This window comes from Silanimonas sp., from assembly GCF_044377035.1.
In the GTDB taxonomy this organism is placed as follows: domain Bacteria; phylum Pseudomonadota; class Gammaproteobacteria; order Xanthomonadales; family Xanthomonadaceae; genus Silanimonas.
In genome coordinates this window covers 59,721-73,754 of sequence record NZ_JBILJW010000017.1, presented here as the reverse complement: position 1 = coordinate 73,754, position 14,034 = coordinate 59,721, and the positions used below count along the sequence as shown (strand labels likewise).

Here is a 14,034-nt window from a genome sequence, read left to right as displayed (position 1 = left end):
GCAGGATCCAGTGGTTTTCGTCCTGGAAGTAAAGCAGTTCCGACTCGATCCCGCGACGCTGCAACGCACCAAAGGTCGCAAGGCCTTGTTCGACGAGAACGCGATAATCCTTCTGCCCGTGGATGACGAGCATCGGCACGCGCCAGTTCTGCACGAAGTTCACCGGGTTGTGCTTCTCCATGGCGGCCGCGTTCTCCCACGGCACACCGCCGTTCTCCCACTCGGTGAACCACAGCTCTTCCGTCGAATAGGCCATCGAGCGCAGGTCGAACACGCCGGCGTGGTTGACGAAGCAGTCCCACGGTTCGTTCCAGTTGCCGGCGATCCAGTTGACCATGTAGCCGCCATAGCTGCCGCCCAGCGCACAGGCGCGCTCGCCGTCGAGGACGTCGTACTTCTCGAGCGCGGCCGCCCAGCCCTTCTGCAGGTCGACCAGCGGCTTACCGCCCCAGTCCTCGGAGATCGCGTCGGTGAAGGCCTGGCCGTAGCCGGTGCTGCCGTGGAAATCGATCATCACCACCGCGAAGCCCATGCCGGCATAGGTCTGCGCGTTCCAACGGTAATGCCACTGGTTGTGGAAGCTGCCCTGCGGGCCGCCGTGGATCAGGAAGGCGACCGGCGCCTTCTTCCCCGGCTCGGCGTTCCAAGGCTTGATGACGTAGCCGTGCACGGTGGCGTCGTTCCAGCCCTTGAAGCTGAACTGCTCGTACTCGCCCATGCGCACGCCGCTGAGCGCTTCGGCGTTGTAGTTCGTCAGCCGACGCTCGGCGATGCGCGCGCGGATCGCGCCGAGGTAGAGGTCCGCCGGTGCGGCGATGGAGTCGCGGGTGAAGACGATACGGTCGCCGTCGATGTCGAAGGCACCGATGTTGCCGCCCTGCACCACCTTGCGCACCGCGCCGCTGGCGAGGTTCACCTCGAACACCGGATGCGTGCCGGTGTCGAGCGTGGCCGTGTACATCGTGCGGCCGTCGTCGCCGGGCACGAGCGTGTCGAAGCTGCGGTCCCAGTCCGCGGCGATCTCGCGGGTGGCGCCCGTGGCGCGGTCCAGGGCCATCAGGCCGAAGCGGTCGGCCTCAAAGCCTGGACGCTTCATCGCGCGCCAGAACAGGGTCTTGCCGTCGGCCGAGAACACCGGATTGGTGTCCATCGCGTCATTGGCGTCGGTGAGGTTCTTCGGCGCGGCGCTGCCGTCCACCGGCACTTCGAACAGGTCGAAGTTGGTCGACCACGGCTCGCTCTTGCCGGCGATGCGCACGCTGAACACCAGCGTCGAACCGTCCGGCGAGAACACGTAGTCGCTCTGGTCGCCGAAGGGCTTGCCCGGCACGTCGCCGTCGATGCCCTTCGTCAGCAGGCGCGGCTCGCCCGCAGCCGTGCCGTCGGCGCCGATCGGGCTCAGGAACACCTGCGAGCGGGTGCCGTCCTTCCATGTATCCCAGTGGCGCACGAAGATGCGGTCGTACTGCACGCCGGTGCGCTTGTCGTTGGCGTGGGCGGCGTGGCGCTCGGCCGTGCAGGCCAGCGTGCCGCAGTCGGCGAACACCTCGAACGACAGGGCGATGGCCTTGCCATCCGGCGCCAGACGGAAGCTTCCGACGTCCAGCGAGTAGGCCGTCACCTGCGTCGCATCACCGCCACCTGCCGGCACGCGCCAGACCTGCATCGATCCCGACTTCGCGCTCAGGAAGTAGACGAAGGCGCCATCCGGCGACCACGCGCCGGCCGAGGCCGGGAGCTCCGCGGGCGTCAGGCGCGTACCAGCGCCGCCCGAAGCATCCGTCACCCACAGCGAACCCACGCCGCGGTCCGCTTCCCAGTTCGTCTCACGCAGCGCGTAGAGGATGCGGTCGCCGTCCGGCGAGAACTGCGGTGCCGACACGCGGTCGAGCATCACCAGGTCTTTCGCAGTGAAGCCGCGCGGATTGGCGGGGGCGGCGGGCTCGGCGGCGAGTGCGGGCCCCACGAGGGCCAGCGACAGAGCAAGGACGGACAGGCGCATGGTCGGTTCGGTCTCCGGGACGAGAGGGCAAGGATAACGCGCCCCTCGGGCCATCACGCCCCGTACACTTGGGCTTCACGAACCGGCCACCGCCGCAGGGAATCCGCTTGACCACCACCACCGCACCGGCCGAGTTCCTCGGGCACCCGAAAGGCCTCTACGTCTGTTTCCTGACGGAAATGTGGGAACGCTTCGCGTTCTACGGCATGAAGGCCATCCTCGTGCTGTACCTCATCAAGCACCACGGCTTCTCCGACGCCGACGGCTACCTGCTGATGGGCACCTACGCCGGGCTCGCCTACGCCCTGCCCTTGCTGGGCGGGATGCTGGCCGACCGCTACCTCGGCATGCGCAAGGCGGTCGTCTTCGGCGGCGTGCTGCTGGTGCTCGGCCAGTTCGGGATGGCGTGGATCGGCACCCCGATCGACGGCGGCACGCGCGACGAGACTGCCGTGCAGGTGATGTACGCCTCGCTGGCCCTGATCGCGATGGGCGTGGGTTTCCTGAAGCCGAACATCTCGACGATCGTGGGCCGGCTGTACGCGGAAAACGACCCGCGGCGCGACTCCGGCTTCTCGATCTTCTACATGGGCATCAACATTGGCGCCCTGCTCGCTTCCTTCATCGTCGGCTACGTGGGCGAGAACATCAGCTGGAGCTACGGCTTCGCGCTGGGCGGCCTGATGATGGCGGTCGGGCTGGTCGTGTTCCTCGTCGGCCAGCCGCACCTGCTCGGCCAAGCCGAACCCGCCGACCCGGCGCGGCTTCGCGAACCGGCCTTCGCCGGCCTCAGCCGCGAATGGCTCATCTACCTCGGCGCCCTCGTCGGCGTGGTCGCGGTCTGGCAGGTCCTGCAGACGCGCATCGATTTCGCCCCGTTGAACGCCGTGCTGGGTGGCCACCAGGTGACGCTGACCGAACTCGTCGCCGTCGTGGCCGGCACCGTGCTGTACGGCTGGTTCATTGCGCTGATGTTCTCGGGGATCGACCGCGAAGCGCGCGGCAAGATGATCCTGCTGCTGGTGCTCACCACCGTCAGTGCGCTGTTCTGGGGCCTCTACGAGCAGAGCTACGGCCCCTGGGTGACGCTGGCGGAACGCGCCATGGACCGCAGCACCTTCGGCATCGAATGGACGGCCGGCCAGACCACCGCCATCGGCGCCTTCTGCGTGATCGCGATGACGCCATTCTTCGCCTGGCTGTGGCCGCGCCTCGATCGCGCCGGCATGAACCCGGGCTACGCGGCCAAGTTCGCCTGGGCGCTGGTGTTCTGCGGCGGCTCCTTCGGCGTGCTGGCCTTCGCCGCAGCGAACCCAGGCAGCGACGGCCTCGTCAGCCTGTGGTGGCTGATCCTCGCCTACGCGGTGCTGGTGCTCGGCGAAATGGCGCTGAGCCCGATCGGACTCGCAGCGGTCACCTCGCTGTCGATCCCGCGCGTGGTCAGCACGATGATGGGCGCGTGGTTCCTGTTCTCGGCCTTCGGCGAAATGATCGCCGGCCGCCTCGGCACGATGGCCGAGGTGGCGCCGGGGCCCGACGGCGTGATCTCCGCCGCCGAGGCCCTGGCCGTCTACGCGCCGTTCTTCACCCAGATGATGTGGATCGGCCTCGCTGCGGGTCTTGCAATGTTCATCGCGACACCGCTGTTGAACCGGTTGGTGCGCGCGGACTGATCCCGCGCCGGAACCTGCAGAAAAAAGAAGGGCGCGACCTCGGTCGCGCCCTTCGTGTTTCTGGGTGTCGTGGGCTGGCCTCAGCGCGCCGCGCCGAGGTGCCGGTCGAGGAAGGTCAGCAGCTTCGTGTAGTAGTCGCGGCGGTTCGACAGCAGGTAGTAGCCGTGCCCCTCGTTGTCGTAGTAGTGCGCCTCGACGGGCACGCCCGCCGCCTGCAGCGCCCGTTCCATCGCCTTCGTCTGCTCCGGCGGCGTGCGCTCGTCGAGTTCGCCCGCGGCGAGGAGCACCGGCACCTTGATCGATGCGGCGAGTTTGGCCGGCGAGCGCGCGTCGAGCCCCTCCTCGCCAACCACCAGCTTCAGGTAGTTCTCGCCCCAGCGGCGGGCCTGCAGGTCGCCGCGGCCGTACATCATGTCGAGGTCGTACACGCCGACATTGCCGGCGGCGCAAGCGTAGAGCGCGGGCTCGCGGGCAACGCCCATCAGGGCCGAATAGCCGCCAAAGCTCGAGCCGTACAAACAGACGCGCTTGGGATCGGCGACGCCCTGCTCGATCGCCCAGCGCGTCGCATCGGTCACGTCGTCCTGCATCGCCGCACCCCACTGCTGGTAGCCGGCATGCTCGAACGCACCGCCGTAGCCGCCCGAGCCGCGGAAGTTCACCTGCAGCACGGCGTAGCCGCGCGCAGCCAGCAGCTGGCGCTCGATGTCGAAGCCCCAGCCGTCGCGCACACCATGCGGACCGCCGTGCGGCAGCACGACCATCGGAAGCCCCTTGGCCTCGCGGCCCAGCGGCGTGGTCAGGTATCCGTGCAGCGCGAGGCCGTCGCGGGCCTTGAGCTCGATCGGCTTGGCTTCGGCCATCTGGTCAGGCATCACCCAATCCGCGCGGCTGGCCCACAGGTTCGCCGAGCGCTGCGTGCGATCAAGGTGGTAGAAGTCACCGGGATTGCGGTCGCTCGAGACGATGACGAGCTGCTGGTTGCCGTCGGCGGTTGCGCTGCGGAGCTGCACGGACTGGCCGGGGAACGCGGCCTCGAGGCTGCGAACGGTGCGCGCCTGCGGCGACGCCGCGTCGAAGAACTGACTTTCCGGCACGCCATCCATGAAGGTCGCGCCGATCGGCTCGTCGGTTGCCGGGTCGAAAATGATGCGGTGCGGATCGACGCGCGAGTGACGCAGCACTTCAGTCCGCTCCATCGTCGCGAGGTCGAGGCGCTCGATAGCATCCGGCCCATCCTTCCGCGACGACCAGACGTAAGCCGCCGCATTGTCCTTGCTGAAGCCGATCGGCTCGACCCAGACCCCCGTCACGGCCTGATCGTTGATGAGCTGCCAGTCGCTCTTGCCGTCCTGGCGGTAGTAGGTGAGCGTGTCGTTCTCGACGTTCTGGCCGGTCGCGAAGCGCACCTCGCCTGCGTGATCGACGAGGAACTCGGCGCGCGCGACCGGGGCTTGGGCAACGATGCGCCGACGCCCGGAGGTGATGTCCATCAGCTCGGCCCGCGCGTAGCCTTCGCCCAGGGAATACATGCTTACGACCGACACCAGCACGTTCTCGTCGTCGTTCCGCAGCGGATCGGCCATGAACACGAAGCGGCTGTGGTCGGAGTTGCGGGCCGTGGCCATGTTGCCCAGCCGTGGCTGCGCACCACGGGCGCCAGCGATCAGCTTCCCGCGCGCACCCTCGGCCGCATTGATCACCCAAAGTTCGCCGTACTCGCGCGGCTCTTCCAACTGCCCGAAGCTTTCGCCCATGGAGGCGACGACCTGCGTGTCGTTCGCCCACCAGAAGGCGGAGACATGCGCCTGGCTGCCGCCGGACAGGTGCGCCAGAATCTTCCCACCGGCGAGCGTGCCGATGACGAGGTAGGTCTGCTTCTCGTGGCCCGCCGTTGCCGCGAAGAACTCGCCCGTCGGTGACAGGGCGATGTCCTTGAATCTTTCGTCGCGGACGAGGTGGGCGACCAGACCGGGCACGTCGGCGGGCAGCGGCGCCGGTGCCGCCGGGGCGGGCTCGCCCTGCGCGGCTACGTGGAGGGTGGCACACAGGAGAAGGGCCGCGAAAGCGGCCCGTCGGAGTCCATTCATGACATCGTCCGTGGGGTTGGGGGAAACCGGAGTCTATCCGGCGCCCCCTCGAGCGCAAGCCCCGCGGACGGCCGGATCAGAACGGAATGTCGTCGTCCGGGAACGGGTCGTTGCTCTGGGCCGGCGGCGCGCTGCCGCCGCTGCGGTTGCCATAGCCGCCACCCGAACCACCGCCGCTTCCGCCGCCACGGTTGCCATAGCCACCGCCGCCCGAACCGCCGGCGGCGCCAGCGCCACGACCGCCGCCATAGCCCCCACCGCCGCCCGAACGGGCCGGACGCTCGGCGCGCTCGCCGCCGCCTTCGCCGCCCATGCCAGGGTTGCCGCCCAGCATCTGCATTTCGTCGGCGATGATGTCGGTGCTGTATTTCTCGACGCCGGCCTTGTCGGTGTACTTCTCGGTCCGCAGGCGACCCTCGATATACACCTGACGGCCCTTCTTCAGGTACTCGCCGGCGATCTCCGCCAGACGGCCGAAGAACTTCACCCGGTGCCACTCGGTGCGTTCCTGCATGTTGCCGTCCTTGTCCTTCCAGCTCTCGGACGTGGCCACGCTGATGGTCGTCAGTGCCGAGCCGCTCTGGCTGTAGCGCACTTCCGGGTCGTTGCCGAGGTTGCCAACGAGAATGACTTTGTTGATACCGCGCGCCATGGGGTCCTCCGGCCGCTGAATGTCGAAACAGGCTACAGAGTATGACAGCCCCCACCCGCCCGGGGTCGGCCGACCCCTCGACCGAGGGTCGGAACACGTCTTCACGATGGGGCGGCGGCCTATAATTCACGGATGCACGCCGCCGTCGACTCAGCACCCGCGCCCGCCCTGCCCTTCCCCGCCGTCCAGGCCCTGGCCGCGAGCGACATGGCCGCCGTCGACGCCCTGATCCGCCGGCGGCTCGCCTCGGACGTGGTGCTGGTCAACCAGGTGGCCGAGTACATCATCGGCGCCGGCGGCAAGCGCCTCCGCCCGATGCTCACCGTGCTGGCGGCCCGTGCGGCCGGCTATCGCGGCGACGCCCACCACCAGCTCGCCGCGGTGGTCGAATTCATCCATACCGCCACCCTGCTGCACGACGACGTGGTCGATGAATCCGACCTGCGCCGTGGCCGGGCGACGGCGAATGCCGCCTTCGGCAACGCGGCCAGCGTGCTGGTCGGTGATTTCCTCTACTCGCGCGCCTTCCAGCTGATGGTGGAGCTGGAGTCGATGACGATCCAGAAGGTGTTGGCCGACACCACCAACCGGATCGCCGAGGGCGAAGTGCTGCAGCTGCTGCACGTGCGCAACCCGGACACCGACGAGGCCGCCTACCTGCGCGTCATCGAGCGCAAGACGGCGGTGCTGTTCGCGGCGGCCACGCTGCTCGGCGGGCATCTCGCCGGCCTCGGCGCCGCCGGCGAAAAGGCGCTGTTCGATTACGGCATGGCGCTCGGCTACGCCTTCCAGATCGCCGACGACGTGCTCGATTACGCCGGCGACGCGGCGACGCTGGGCAAGAACCTCGGCGACGACCTCGCCGAAGGCAAGGCCACGCTGCCGCTGATCCACGCCATGGCCCACAGCACGCCGGACGTGCAGGCCCGACTCAAACAGATCGTCGTCGACGGCGACGCCTCGGGTTTCGGCGAGGTCATGGCGGCCATCGCGGCTTGCGGCAGCCTCGAGTACAGCCGCGCCGTCGCGCAGCAGTACGCCGATGCGGCGATCGACGCCCTCGCCGCCCTGCCGGATTCCGAAGCGAAGTCGGCCCTCGCCGGCCTCGCGCAGTACGCGCTCCAGCGCGCCCACTGAGGCGCGCCGGAGCGGAAGGCCTTACTCCGCGGCGAAACGCTCGTCGAAGAAGCCGCGCATCATCGCCATCGAGCGGCGGTAGCTCGGCTCGTGGTACTTGCAGCCCGGGATGACGCTGCCGTCCTCGTCCGGCTCCGCGAAGCAGTGCACAGCGCCGCCGAAGTTGACGAACTGCCAATCGGCGCCGGCCTCGCGCATTTCCTTCTCGAAGCCGTCGATCTGCTCGGCCGGCACGAAGGCATCGTCGGCACCATTCATCACCAGCAGCGGCGTCTTCACCGCCCCGGCGCTGGCCGGGGCGCTGGTATTGAGCGCACCGTGGAAGCTCGCCACGCCCGCCAGCTCGGCGCCGCTGCGGGCCAGTTCGATCACCGTCGCGCCGCCGAAGCAGAAACCGATCGCGCCGATATCGGCCGTCGCCAGCGGCGCACCCTCGGTGGCGCGCAGCGTGGCCAGCGCGGTGTTGATGCGGGCGCGCATCTGCGCGCGGTCCGCGTACACGGCGCCGGCGGCCTGGCCGGCCTCCTGCGGGTTGGCGGGGCGCACGCCGCGGCCGTACATGTCGACCAGCAGCACCACATAGTCGTCACCGGCGACGGTCTTCGCCTTCTCGACCGCCGCATCGGTGACGCCGTACCAGTTCGGCACCATCAGCAGGCCCGGACGCGGCGTGGTGTTGGCATCGTCGTAGACGAGCACGCCGTCGAAGGTCGTCTCGCCCACGGTCCAGCTCACCGGCTTGGTGGTCGGCGCGGCAGAGGCGATCGAGGCGAAAGCGGCGGCCGTGGCGACGGCAAGGGCGGCGAGACGCGGGGCAAGGCGCATGGCGGGGCTCCAAGGGAAGACCGCGCGAGTGTAGGCCGATGACTGGCCCGCGTCGTGACCGCGGCGTCGCGCCACTTGCGCCGCGGGGTTCGGGCCTCAGCGCACGCCGAGGCCGGGGATCGCGCTGATCTGGGTGCCGTCGAAGCCCGCCGCCTGCGCGAAGTGCTTGCCGCGTTCGGCGTAGTCGCGATAGCGCGGGAAGCTCGGTGCACCGGGTGAGAGCAGCACCGTGCCCTTGGTGCCCAGCGCCTCCTGCGCGTAGCGCACGGCCTCCTCCATCGACGTCGATTCGCGAAGCACGAACTTGGTGGCCGTGGCGATGGATTTCAGGCGCTCGAAGATGGCCGGGCCGTTCTGCCCCATCGTGATGATGGCCCCGGGCGCATCCGCGGCGACGCGCTCGGCGAACACGCCCCAATCCAGGCCGCGGTCGTAGCCGCCGACGAGGATGGCCGTGCTCTTGCCGGGGTACCAGTCGAGGGCCGCGATCGAGGCCATCGGCGTCGTGCTGATCGAATCGTTGACGTAGACCAGCCCATCCTTCTCGGCGATGCGCTGGAGGCGGTGTGGAAGCGGCTGGAAATCGGCAACGCGCTCGGCGAGCGGCACCGGGTCGATGCCCAGCGCCTCGACGGCGGCCATGGACGCACAGAGGTTCACCCAGTTGTGGCGGCCCGGCAGGGGCAGGAACTTCACGTCGATCACGGCCCGGCCACCGCGCATGATCCAGCGATCACGCACATGCCAACCGTCGTCAGCGTTGAACCACTGCACCCGTTGTCCACGGGCAGCGAGCGCTGTGCCGACCTCGCGCAATCGGGCATCGGCCGCGTTGAGCAGGGCGACGCCGGGCTGCGCCTCGGTGACCAGCTTGAGCTTGTCGGCGAAATAGCGCGCCTCGGAACCGTGCCAGTCCAGGTGTTCGGGGAACAGGTTGAGCACCACGGCGACGGCGGGGCGGAGGGCATCGCCGGTCTGGTAGCTCGACAACTCGATCGCCCAAGCGTCCGGCGGCGGCTGCACGTCGAGCAATTCAAGGAGGGGAAGACCAATGTTCCCCGCCAGCGCGGTGCGCTCCCCGGCCGCGCGCAGCAGGAAGGCGATCAGCGCGGTGACCGTGCTCTTGCCCTTGGTGCCAGTGACGCAGACGGTGTGGGCACCGGCGTTCTCAGCGAACCAGATCGCCGTGCCGCTGGTGAAGTGTGCGTCGTTGAGTTCGGCATCGATCTTCGGCGAGGCGTAGGCGCTGATGCCGGGCGACTTGATGACCACGTCGAAGGCCGAGAGCGCGGCGGCATCGACCTCGGTGCGGATGACGAGGGTCGGGTCTTCCTGCGCCTGGAGGTCGGCGACCTCGTCGTCCTTGCAGAAGACCGTCAGCGGCCGCCCCGGCAGGCGCCAGCGCAGTGCCGCCAGCGCGGCGCGGCCTTCGCGGCCGTAGCCCCAGATCGCGACTTTCTTGCCGTCAAGCTCCGAAATGCGCACCCAGCGCCTCCATCCGTGCCGTCCCCAGCCCGTGCTCGCCCTGGGGGCCGAGCAGCGGTTCGAGGCGCAGGGTAGCCGGATCGAGGGCCGGCTGCTGCGACGCGGCGAAGCGGGCGACGAGGGCGTCCTCGCGCCAGGCCGGGCTGGCGGCGAGCGCGGCCATCGCGGCGCGCGATTCGCGCCCCTCGCCCACGCATTCGAAAGGCTTGTGGCCTTCGATCTCGAGCAAGGCGTCGTACTCGGCCGCCAGCGAGGCGTCGTCGAGCAGGTTGCGGCCGAAGATGCCGAGCAGGCGCGGCTTGGGCATGAACGGCGCCAGCGCGAGGAAGACGAAATGGCACTTCGGGCAGGCGCCGCACCAGCGCTGCGTGGGCTTTTCGCCTAGCAGGTGGAAGTTGCGGTTGCAGCTGGAAAAATGTGCGTCGTACTGCTCGAGCCGCGCGAACTGCCGCGCCACGGCCAGCTCCGAGAACGGCCGCAACAGCGAGACGTAGTCGAAATCCGCCGCGACCTGCGCGCGGACGAGCGCGGCGAAATCACGCTCGAAGTCCCAGCCCTTCGACCACTGGTGGTTCACCTCGCCGGTGCCCGGGATCAGGCTGCCGTAGCTCGCCGAGTGCTCGTTCGAAAACACCACGCTGCCGTGGCCGGTGAGCAGGGCGGCGAGCACGAGGATCGCCGAGTTCACGGCGGTCACCGGGATGTGGCCGTTCAACGCGCCCTCGCGATTGAAGGCGAACAGCTCGGGGGCCAGCGCGCGGATGATGTTGAGCGTGGGCAGGCCGGTGCGCTCGGCACAGGCGCGGATCAGCGGCGAGCTGCCGATCCAGGTGACGGTGGGCGAAGCGCCCAGCGCACGCAGCGCTTCGATCGAGACCAGCGAATCCTTGCCGCCGCCGATGGCCACGAGGGCGCGGCGACCGAAAGCGCCGGGGGCTTCGAGGCCCAGCGTTGCCGCGACGGGCCGTGCCGCACCGCACCGCGGCCACGCGAGGTGCCCGCGCAGGTCGAGACCGTTGCGGTAGGCAAATTCGCCGAGGCCGTTCTCGTAGACGCTGGCGACGAAGCCCGCCGTGGCCTCGTCGAGCGGCCCGTCGGCGCATTCGATCACCGACGGCGCGGCGGCCTTGTAGTAGCTGACGCCAGCGACGAGGTGCAGCAGGCGAAGCGCGGCGTCGACCGCCGCCGCTTTCGCCGCGTCGAAATCCTTCGAACCGGGCTGCACCGCGGTGAACGGGGCGCCGGGGACGGTGATGCGCTCCACCAGTTCGGCGCTGGTCGCGCCGTCGTGGTTGACGAAGGCATAGCCCAGCGCGATCTCGCCCGTGGCCGGATCGAAGCGTTTCGAGGTGAAGCGGAAGGCGCGGATGGCCGCGCGATCGAAGGTCCAGCTCATTCCAGGATCTCCTCGGCGGGCAGCGCACGCAGGTTGTAGCGGCTGGCCATCACCATGCCGTAGGCGCCGGCGTCGGCCAGCAGCACCACGTCGCCTTCGGCCGTGGCATCAGGCAGGCGACGGCGGCGGCCCAGCACGTCGCCGGTTTCGCAGATGGGGCCTACGACCTCGGCGGGCTCACCCGGCGGATCGTCGAGGCGCGTGAGGTTCACGATGCCGTGCCAGGCGTTGTAGAGCGCCGGGCGCAGCAGGGCGTTCATGCCGGCATCGAGGCCCACGCGTCGCACGCCCTGCTTGTGCATGGTCGCGGTGACGCGGGCCAGCAGCACGCCGGCCTCGGCGACGAGGAAGCGGCCGGGCTCGATCCACAGCGCGTACTGCGGATACACCGCCTTCATCTCGGCCAGCATCGCGCCGAACGCCGCCATGTCGAAGGGCTCGCTCTCCGGCTGGTAGGGGATGCCGATGCCACCGCCCACGTCGATGCGTTCGACGGTACCGATGGCGTCGGCCACCGAGGCCAGCCGCGCGTACACCTCGCGCCAGTGGTTGGCATCGAAGATCCCGCTGCCGATGTGCGAATGCAGGCCGGTGACGCGCGCACCGAGCGCCTTCGCGGCTGCGGCGGCGGCAGGCGCGTCGTCCAGCGGCAGGCCGAACTTCGCTTCCTTGCCGCCGGTCTTCACCTTGTCGTGGTGGCCCGAGCCGAAGCCCGGATCGACGCGCAGCGTGAGCTCGCGGCCGCGGAACACCTCGGGCCACTCAGCGAGCAGCGCGGCGTTGTCGAGCGTCACGTGCACGCCGAGATCGAACGCCTTCTCGAACTCGACGCGCGGCGCGAAGCTCGGCGTGAACAGCACGCGCTTCGGATCGAGGCCGGGCAGCGTCGCCAGCACGTGTTCCACCTCGGCCAGCGACACGCACTCGAAGCCCAGGCCCTCGGCCTCCAGCGCGCGGAGGATCGCCGGATGCGGATTGGCCTTCAGCGCGTAGTGCGCGCGATCCACCGCGGCCAGCGCCTTCAGCTGCCGGGCGCGTTCACGCACGGTCGGCAGGTGGTAGGCGTACACGGGCGCGGCGCGTTCCGCGAGCGCGATCAACCGGGCACGTTCGGCCTGCCACCAGGTGGCACGCGGCATGCGCGGCGCACCCAGCTCGCGCCAGCTCGGGCCGAACACCGCCGTCTCGTCGACCGGCATCGCGTTCGAGGCGATCAGCAGGCCGTGCAGCGTCGGCAGCAGGCCTTCCGCGATCGCCTCGTCGACGACGAAGGTGAGGTTGAGGTCGTTCGAGCTCTGCGAGATCAGGTGCACCCGCTCGCGGCCAAAGGTGGCCAACACCTCGGTGAGCCGGTGCAGGCGCGAGCGCATGCCGCGGCCGACCAGCGTGATCGCCGAGCACGGCGCGATCACCTTGACCCGGCAGATGCGCTCGAGGTCGCGGCACAGCGCTTCGAGCACGTTGGTGCTGACGAGGTTGTCGCTCGGGTCGAGCGAGACGGTGACGTTGGTCTCCGAGGAGCCGATCAGGTCGACGGACAGGCCATGCGTCTTGAAGCAGCCGAAGACCTCCGCGAGGAAGCCCACCTGCTGCCACATGCCGATGGTCTCCATCGACACCAGAACGATGCCGCGCCGCGCACTGATCGCCTTGACCCCGGCCACCGTCGCCGCCTGCCCGTCAATGACGGTGCCGGCGAGGTCGGGGTTCTCGGTGTCGCGGATCCACATCGGCACGCCCGCCTCGCGGCAGGGCGTCAGGCAGCGCGGGTGCAGCACCTTGGCGCCGGTCGTCGCGATCTCCTGCGCTTCGGCGAAGTCCAACCGCGAGAGCAGGCGCGCGTCCGGCACCTGGCGCGGGTTGGCGCTGAACATGCCCGGCACGTCGGTCCAGATCTCGACGCGGCGCGCCTTCAGCAGGGCACCGAAATACGCGGCCGACGTATCCGACCCACCGCGACCAAGAATCGCCGTGCCGCCGTCGCGGTGGCGGGCGATGAAGCCCTGCGTGATCGCGAAACGTTCGGGCTTCGCCACCAGCCGCTCGCGAGCCACCGGGTCCATGAAGTCGCAGGACACCGACAAACGCTGCGCCCAGGCGCTGGCATTGGGCTGCTCGATGGCGCGCATTGAATCGCGCGCGTCCCACCATTCCAGCGCCATGCCCTGCGTGCGCAGGTAGGCCACGCCGATCGTCGAACTGAGCAGCTCGCCCTGGGCCAGCAATTCGGCCTGCCACGCGAGTTCGGCGGACGCGGCCCGCGGGTCGGCGGCCAAGGCGCATAGCGCCGCGAAGCGGGCACCGAGCACGGCCTCGACGTCGATGCCGAGCTCCACAGCGAACGCGGCATGGCGCGCGACGAGGGCCTCGGCCTGGGCATGAAGGCCGGGCATGTCCTGATGCCCATCGATCATGGCCTGCAGCGCATTGGTGACGCCCGAAAGGGCCGAGACCACCACCGCCACGCGCGCACCCTCCTCATCCGCGCGGCGGCGCATGAGTTTCCCGATCGTGTCCCAGCGCGATTTTTTCGACACGCTGGTGCCCCCGAACTTCAGGACGATCCAGTCATTGGCGAACGCGGGGACAGGGCTGCTCATCGGGGGACGCTCATCGGGGTTGGCACCTCACAGGGCCTTGGGTTCTGGGGCTTCGGGAAAAAGGAATGCCGCCTCGAGAGGCGGCAGCGCAAGGATACCGTGGCCCCACCGTGGACGCCGAGGGGCCGTGGTCGATCCACTGCGCGTCTTGTGGCGAAGCGCGGGCAGCGGGGA

Annotated in this window: 9 protein-coding genes; 2 read left to right on the top strand and 7 right to left on the bottom strand. The window is 69.4% G+C overall.

Annotation, left to right across the window (positions count from 1 at the left end; genetic code table 11):
• Positions 1 to 2,002, bottom strand: a 2,002-nt coding sequence (locus ACIQ6S_RS10650; protein ID WP_397608347.1) for a prolyl oligopeptidase family serine peptidase, incomplete at its 3' end; no start/stop codon positions are given.
• A 107-nt stretch (positions 2,003 to 2,109) separates the two neighbouring features.
• Here ACIQ6S_RS10650 and ACIQ6S_RS10645 point away from each other — a divergent pair.
• Positions 2,110 to 3,675, top strand: coding sequence for a peptide MFS transporter (locus ACIQ6S_RS10645; RefSeq protein WP_397608346.1), 1,566 nt, complete (start codon positions 2,110 to 2,112; stop codon positions 3,673 to 3,675).
• 80 nt (positions 3,676 to 3,755) lie between these two features.
• Here ACIQ6S_RS10645 and ACIQ6S_RS10640 read toward each other — a convergent pair whose 3' ends face one another.
• Complete coding sequence (locus tag ACIQ6S_RS10640) at positions 3,756 to 5,765, bottom strand: alpha/beta hydrolase family protein (RefSeq protein ID WP_397608345.1); 2,010 nt, start codon at positions 5,763 to 5,765, stop codon at positions 3,756 to 3,758.
• Between the two features lie 76 nt (positions 5,766 to 5,841).
• A complete protein-coding gene (gene ssb, locus ACIQ6S_RS10635) occupies positions 5,842 to 6,417 on the bottom strand; it encodes a single-stranded DNA-binding protein (RefSeq protein ID WP_397608344.1) in 576 nt (191 codons plus the stop codon).
• Between the two features lie 132 nt (positions 6,418 to 6,549).
• Here ssb and ACIQ6S_RS10630 point away from each other — a divergent pair, with 132 nt between their 5' ends.
• The gene (locus tag ACIQ6S_RS10630; RefSeq protein ID WP_397608343.1) at positions 6,550 to 7,554 is read left to right on the top strand and encodes a polyprenyl synthetase family protein; all 1,005 of its coding nucleotides are present in this window, start codon (positions 6,550 to 6,552) and stop codon (positions 7,552 to 7,554) included.
• 21 nt (positions 7,555 to 7,575) lie between these two features.
• Here ACIQ6S_RS10630 and ACIQ6S_RS10625 read toward each other — a convergent pair whose 3' ends face one another.
• From ACIQ6S_RS10625 to ACIQ6S_RS10610, 4 genes are all read right to left on the bottom strand, one after another.
• Positions 7,576 to 8,379 carry a dienelactone hydrolase family protein gene (locus ACIQ6S_RS10625; protein ID WP_397608342.1) on the bottom strand — a complete coding sequence of 268 codons (804 nt, stop codon included), beginning with the start codon at positions 8,377 to 8,379 and terminating at the stop codon, positions 7,576 to 7,578.
• Between the two features lie 96 nt (positions 8,380 to 8,475).
• Positions 8,476 to 9,864, bottom strand: coding sequence for a UDP-N-acetylmuramoyl-L-alanine--D-glutamate ligase (gene murD / locus ACIQ6S_RS10620; protein WP_397608341.1), 1,389 nt, complete (start codon positions 9,862 to 9,864; stop codon positions 8,476 to 8,478).
• On the bottom strand, positions 9,845 to 11,260 hold the full coding sequence (gene murL / locus ACIQ6S_RS10615) for a UDP-N-acetyl-alpha-D-muramoyl-L-alanyl-L-glutamate epimerase (RefSeq protein ID WP_397608340.1): 1,416 nt from the start codon (positions 11,258 to 11,260) through the stop codon (positions 9,845 to 9,847). The genes murD and murL overlap by 20 nt, the downstream gene beginning before the upstream one ends.
• Complete coding sequence (locus ACIQ6S_RS10610; RefSeq protein ID WP_397608339.1) at positions 11,257 to 13,860, bottom strand: bifunctional aspartate kinase/diaminopimelate decarboxylase; 2,604 nt, start codon at positions 13,858 to 13,860, stop codon at positions 11,257 to 11,259. The genes murL and ACIQ6S_RS10610 overlap by 4 nt, the downstream gene beginning before the upstream one ends.
• Positions 13,861 to 14,034: the final 174 nt, after the last annotated feature.

Bases quoted from the DNA above. Each gene is read 5' to 3' on its own strand.
- ACIQ6S_RS10610 (WP_397608339.1), bottom strand. From the start codon at position 13,860: ATGAGCAGCCCTGTCCCCGCGTTCGCCAATGACTGGATCGTCCTGAAG.
- ACIQ6S_RS10640 (WP_397608345.1), bottom strand. From the start codon at position 5,765: ATGAATGGACTCCGACGGGCCGCTTTCGCGGCCCTTCTCCTGTGTGCC.
- ssb (WP_397608344.1), bottom strand. From the start codon at position 6,417: ATGGCGCGCGGTATCAACAAAGTCATTCTCGTTGGCAACCTCGGCAAC.
- ACIQ6S_RS10625 (WP_397608342.1), bottom strand. From the start codon at position 8,379: ATGCGCCTTGCCCCGCGTCTCGCCGCCCTTGCCGTCGCCACGGCCGCC.
- ACIQ6S_RS10630 (WP_397608343.1), top strand. From the start codon at position 6,550: ATGCACGCCGCCGTCGACTCAGCACCCGCGCCCGCCCTGCCCTTCCCC.
- murL (WP_397608340.1), bottom strand. From the start codon at position 11,260: ATGAGCTGGACCTTCGATCGCGCGGCCATCCGCGCCTTCCGCTTCACC.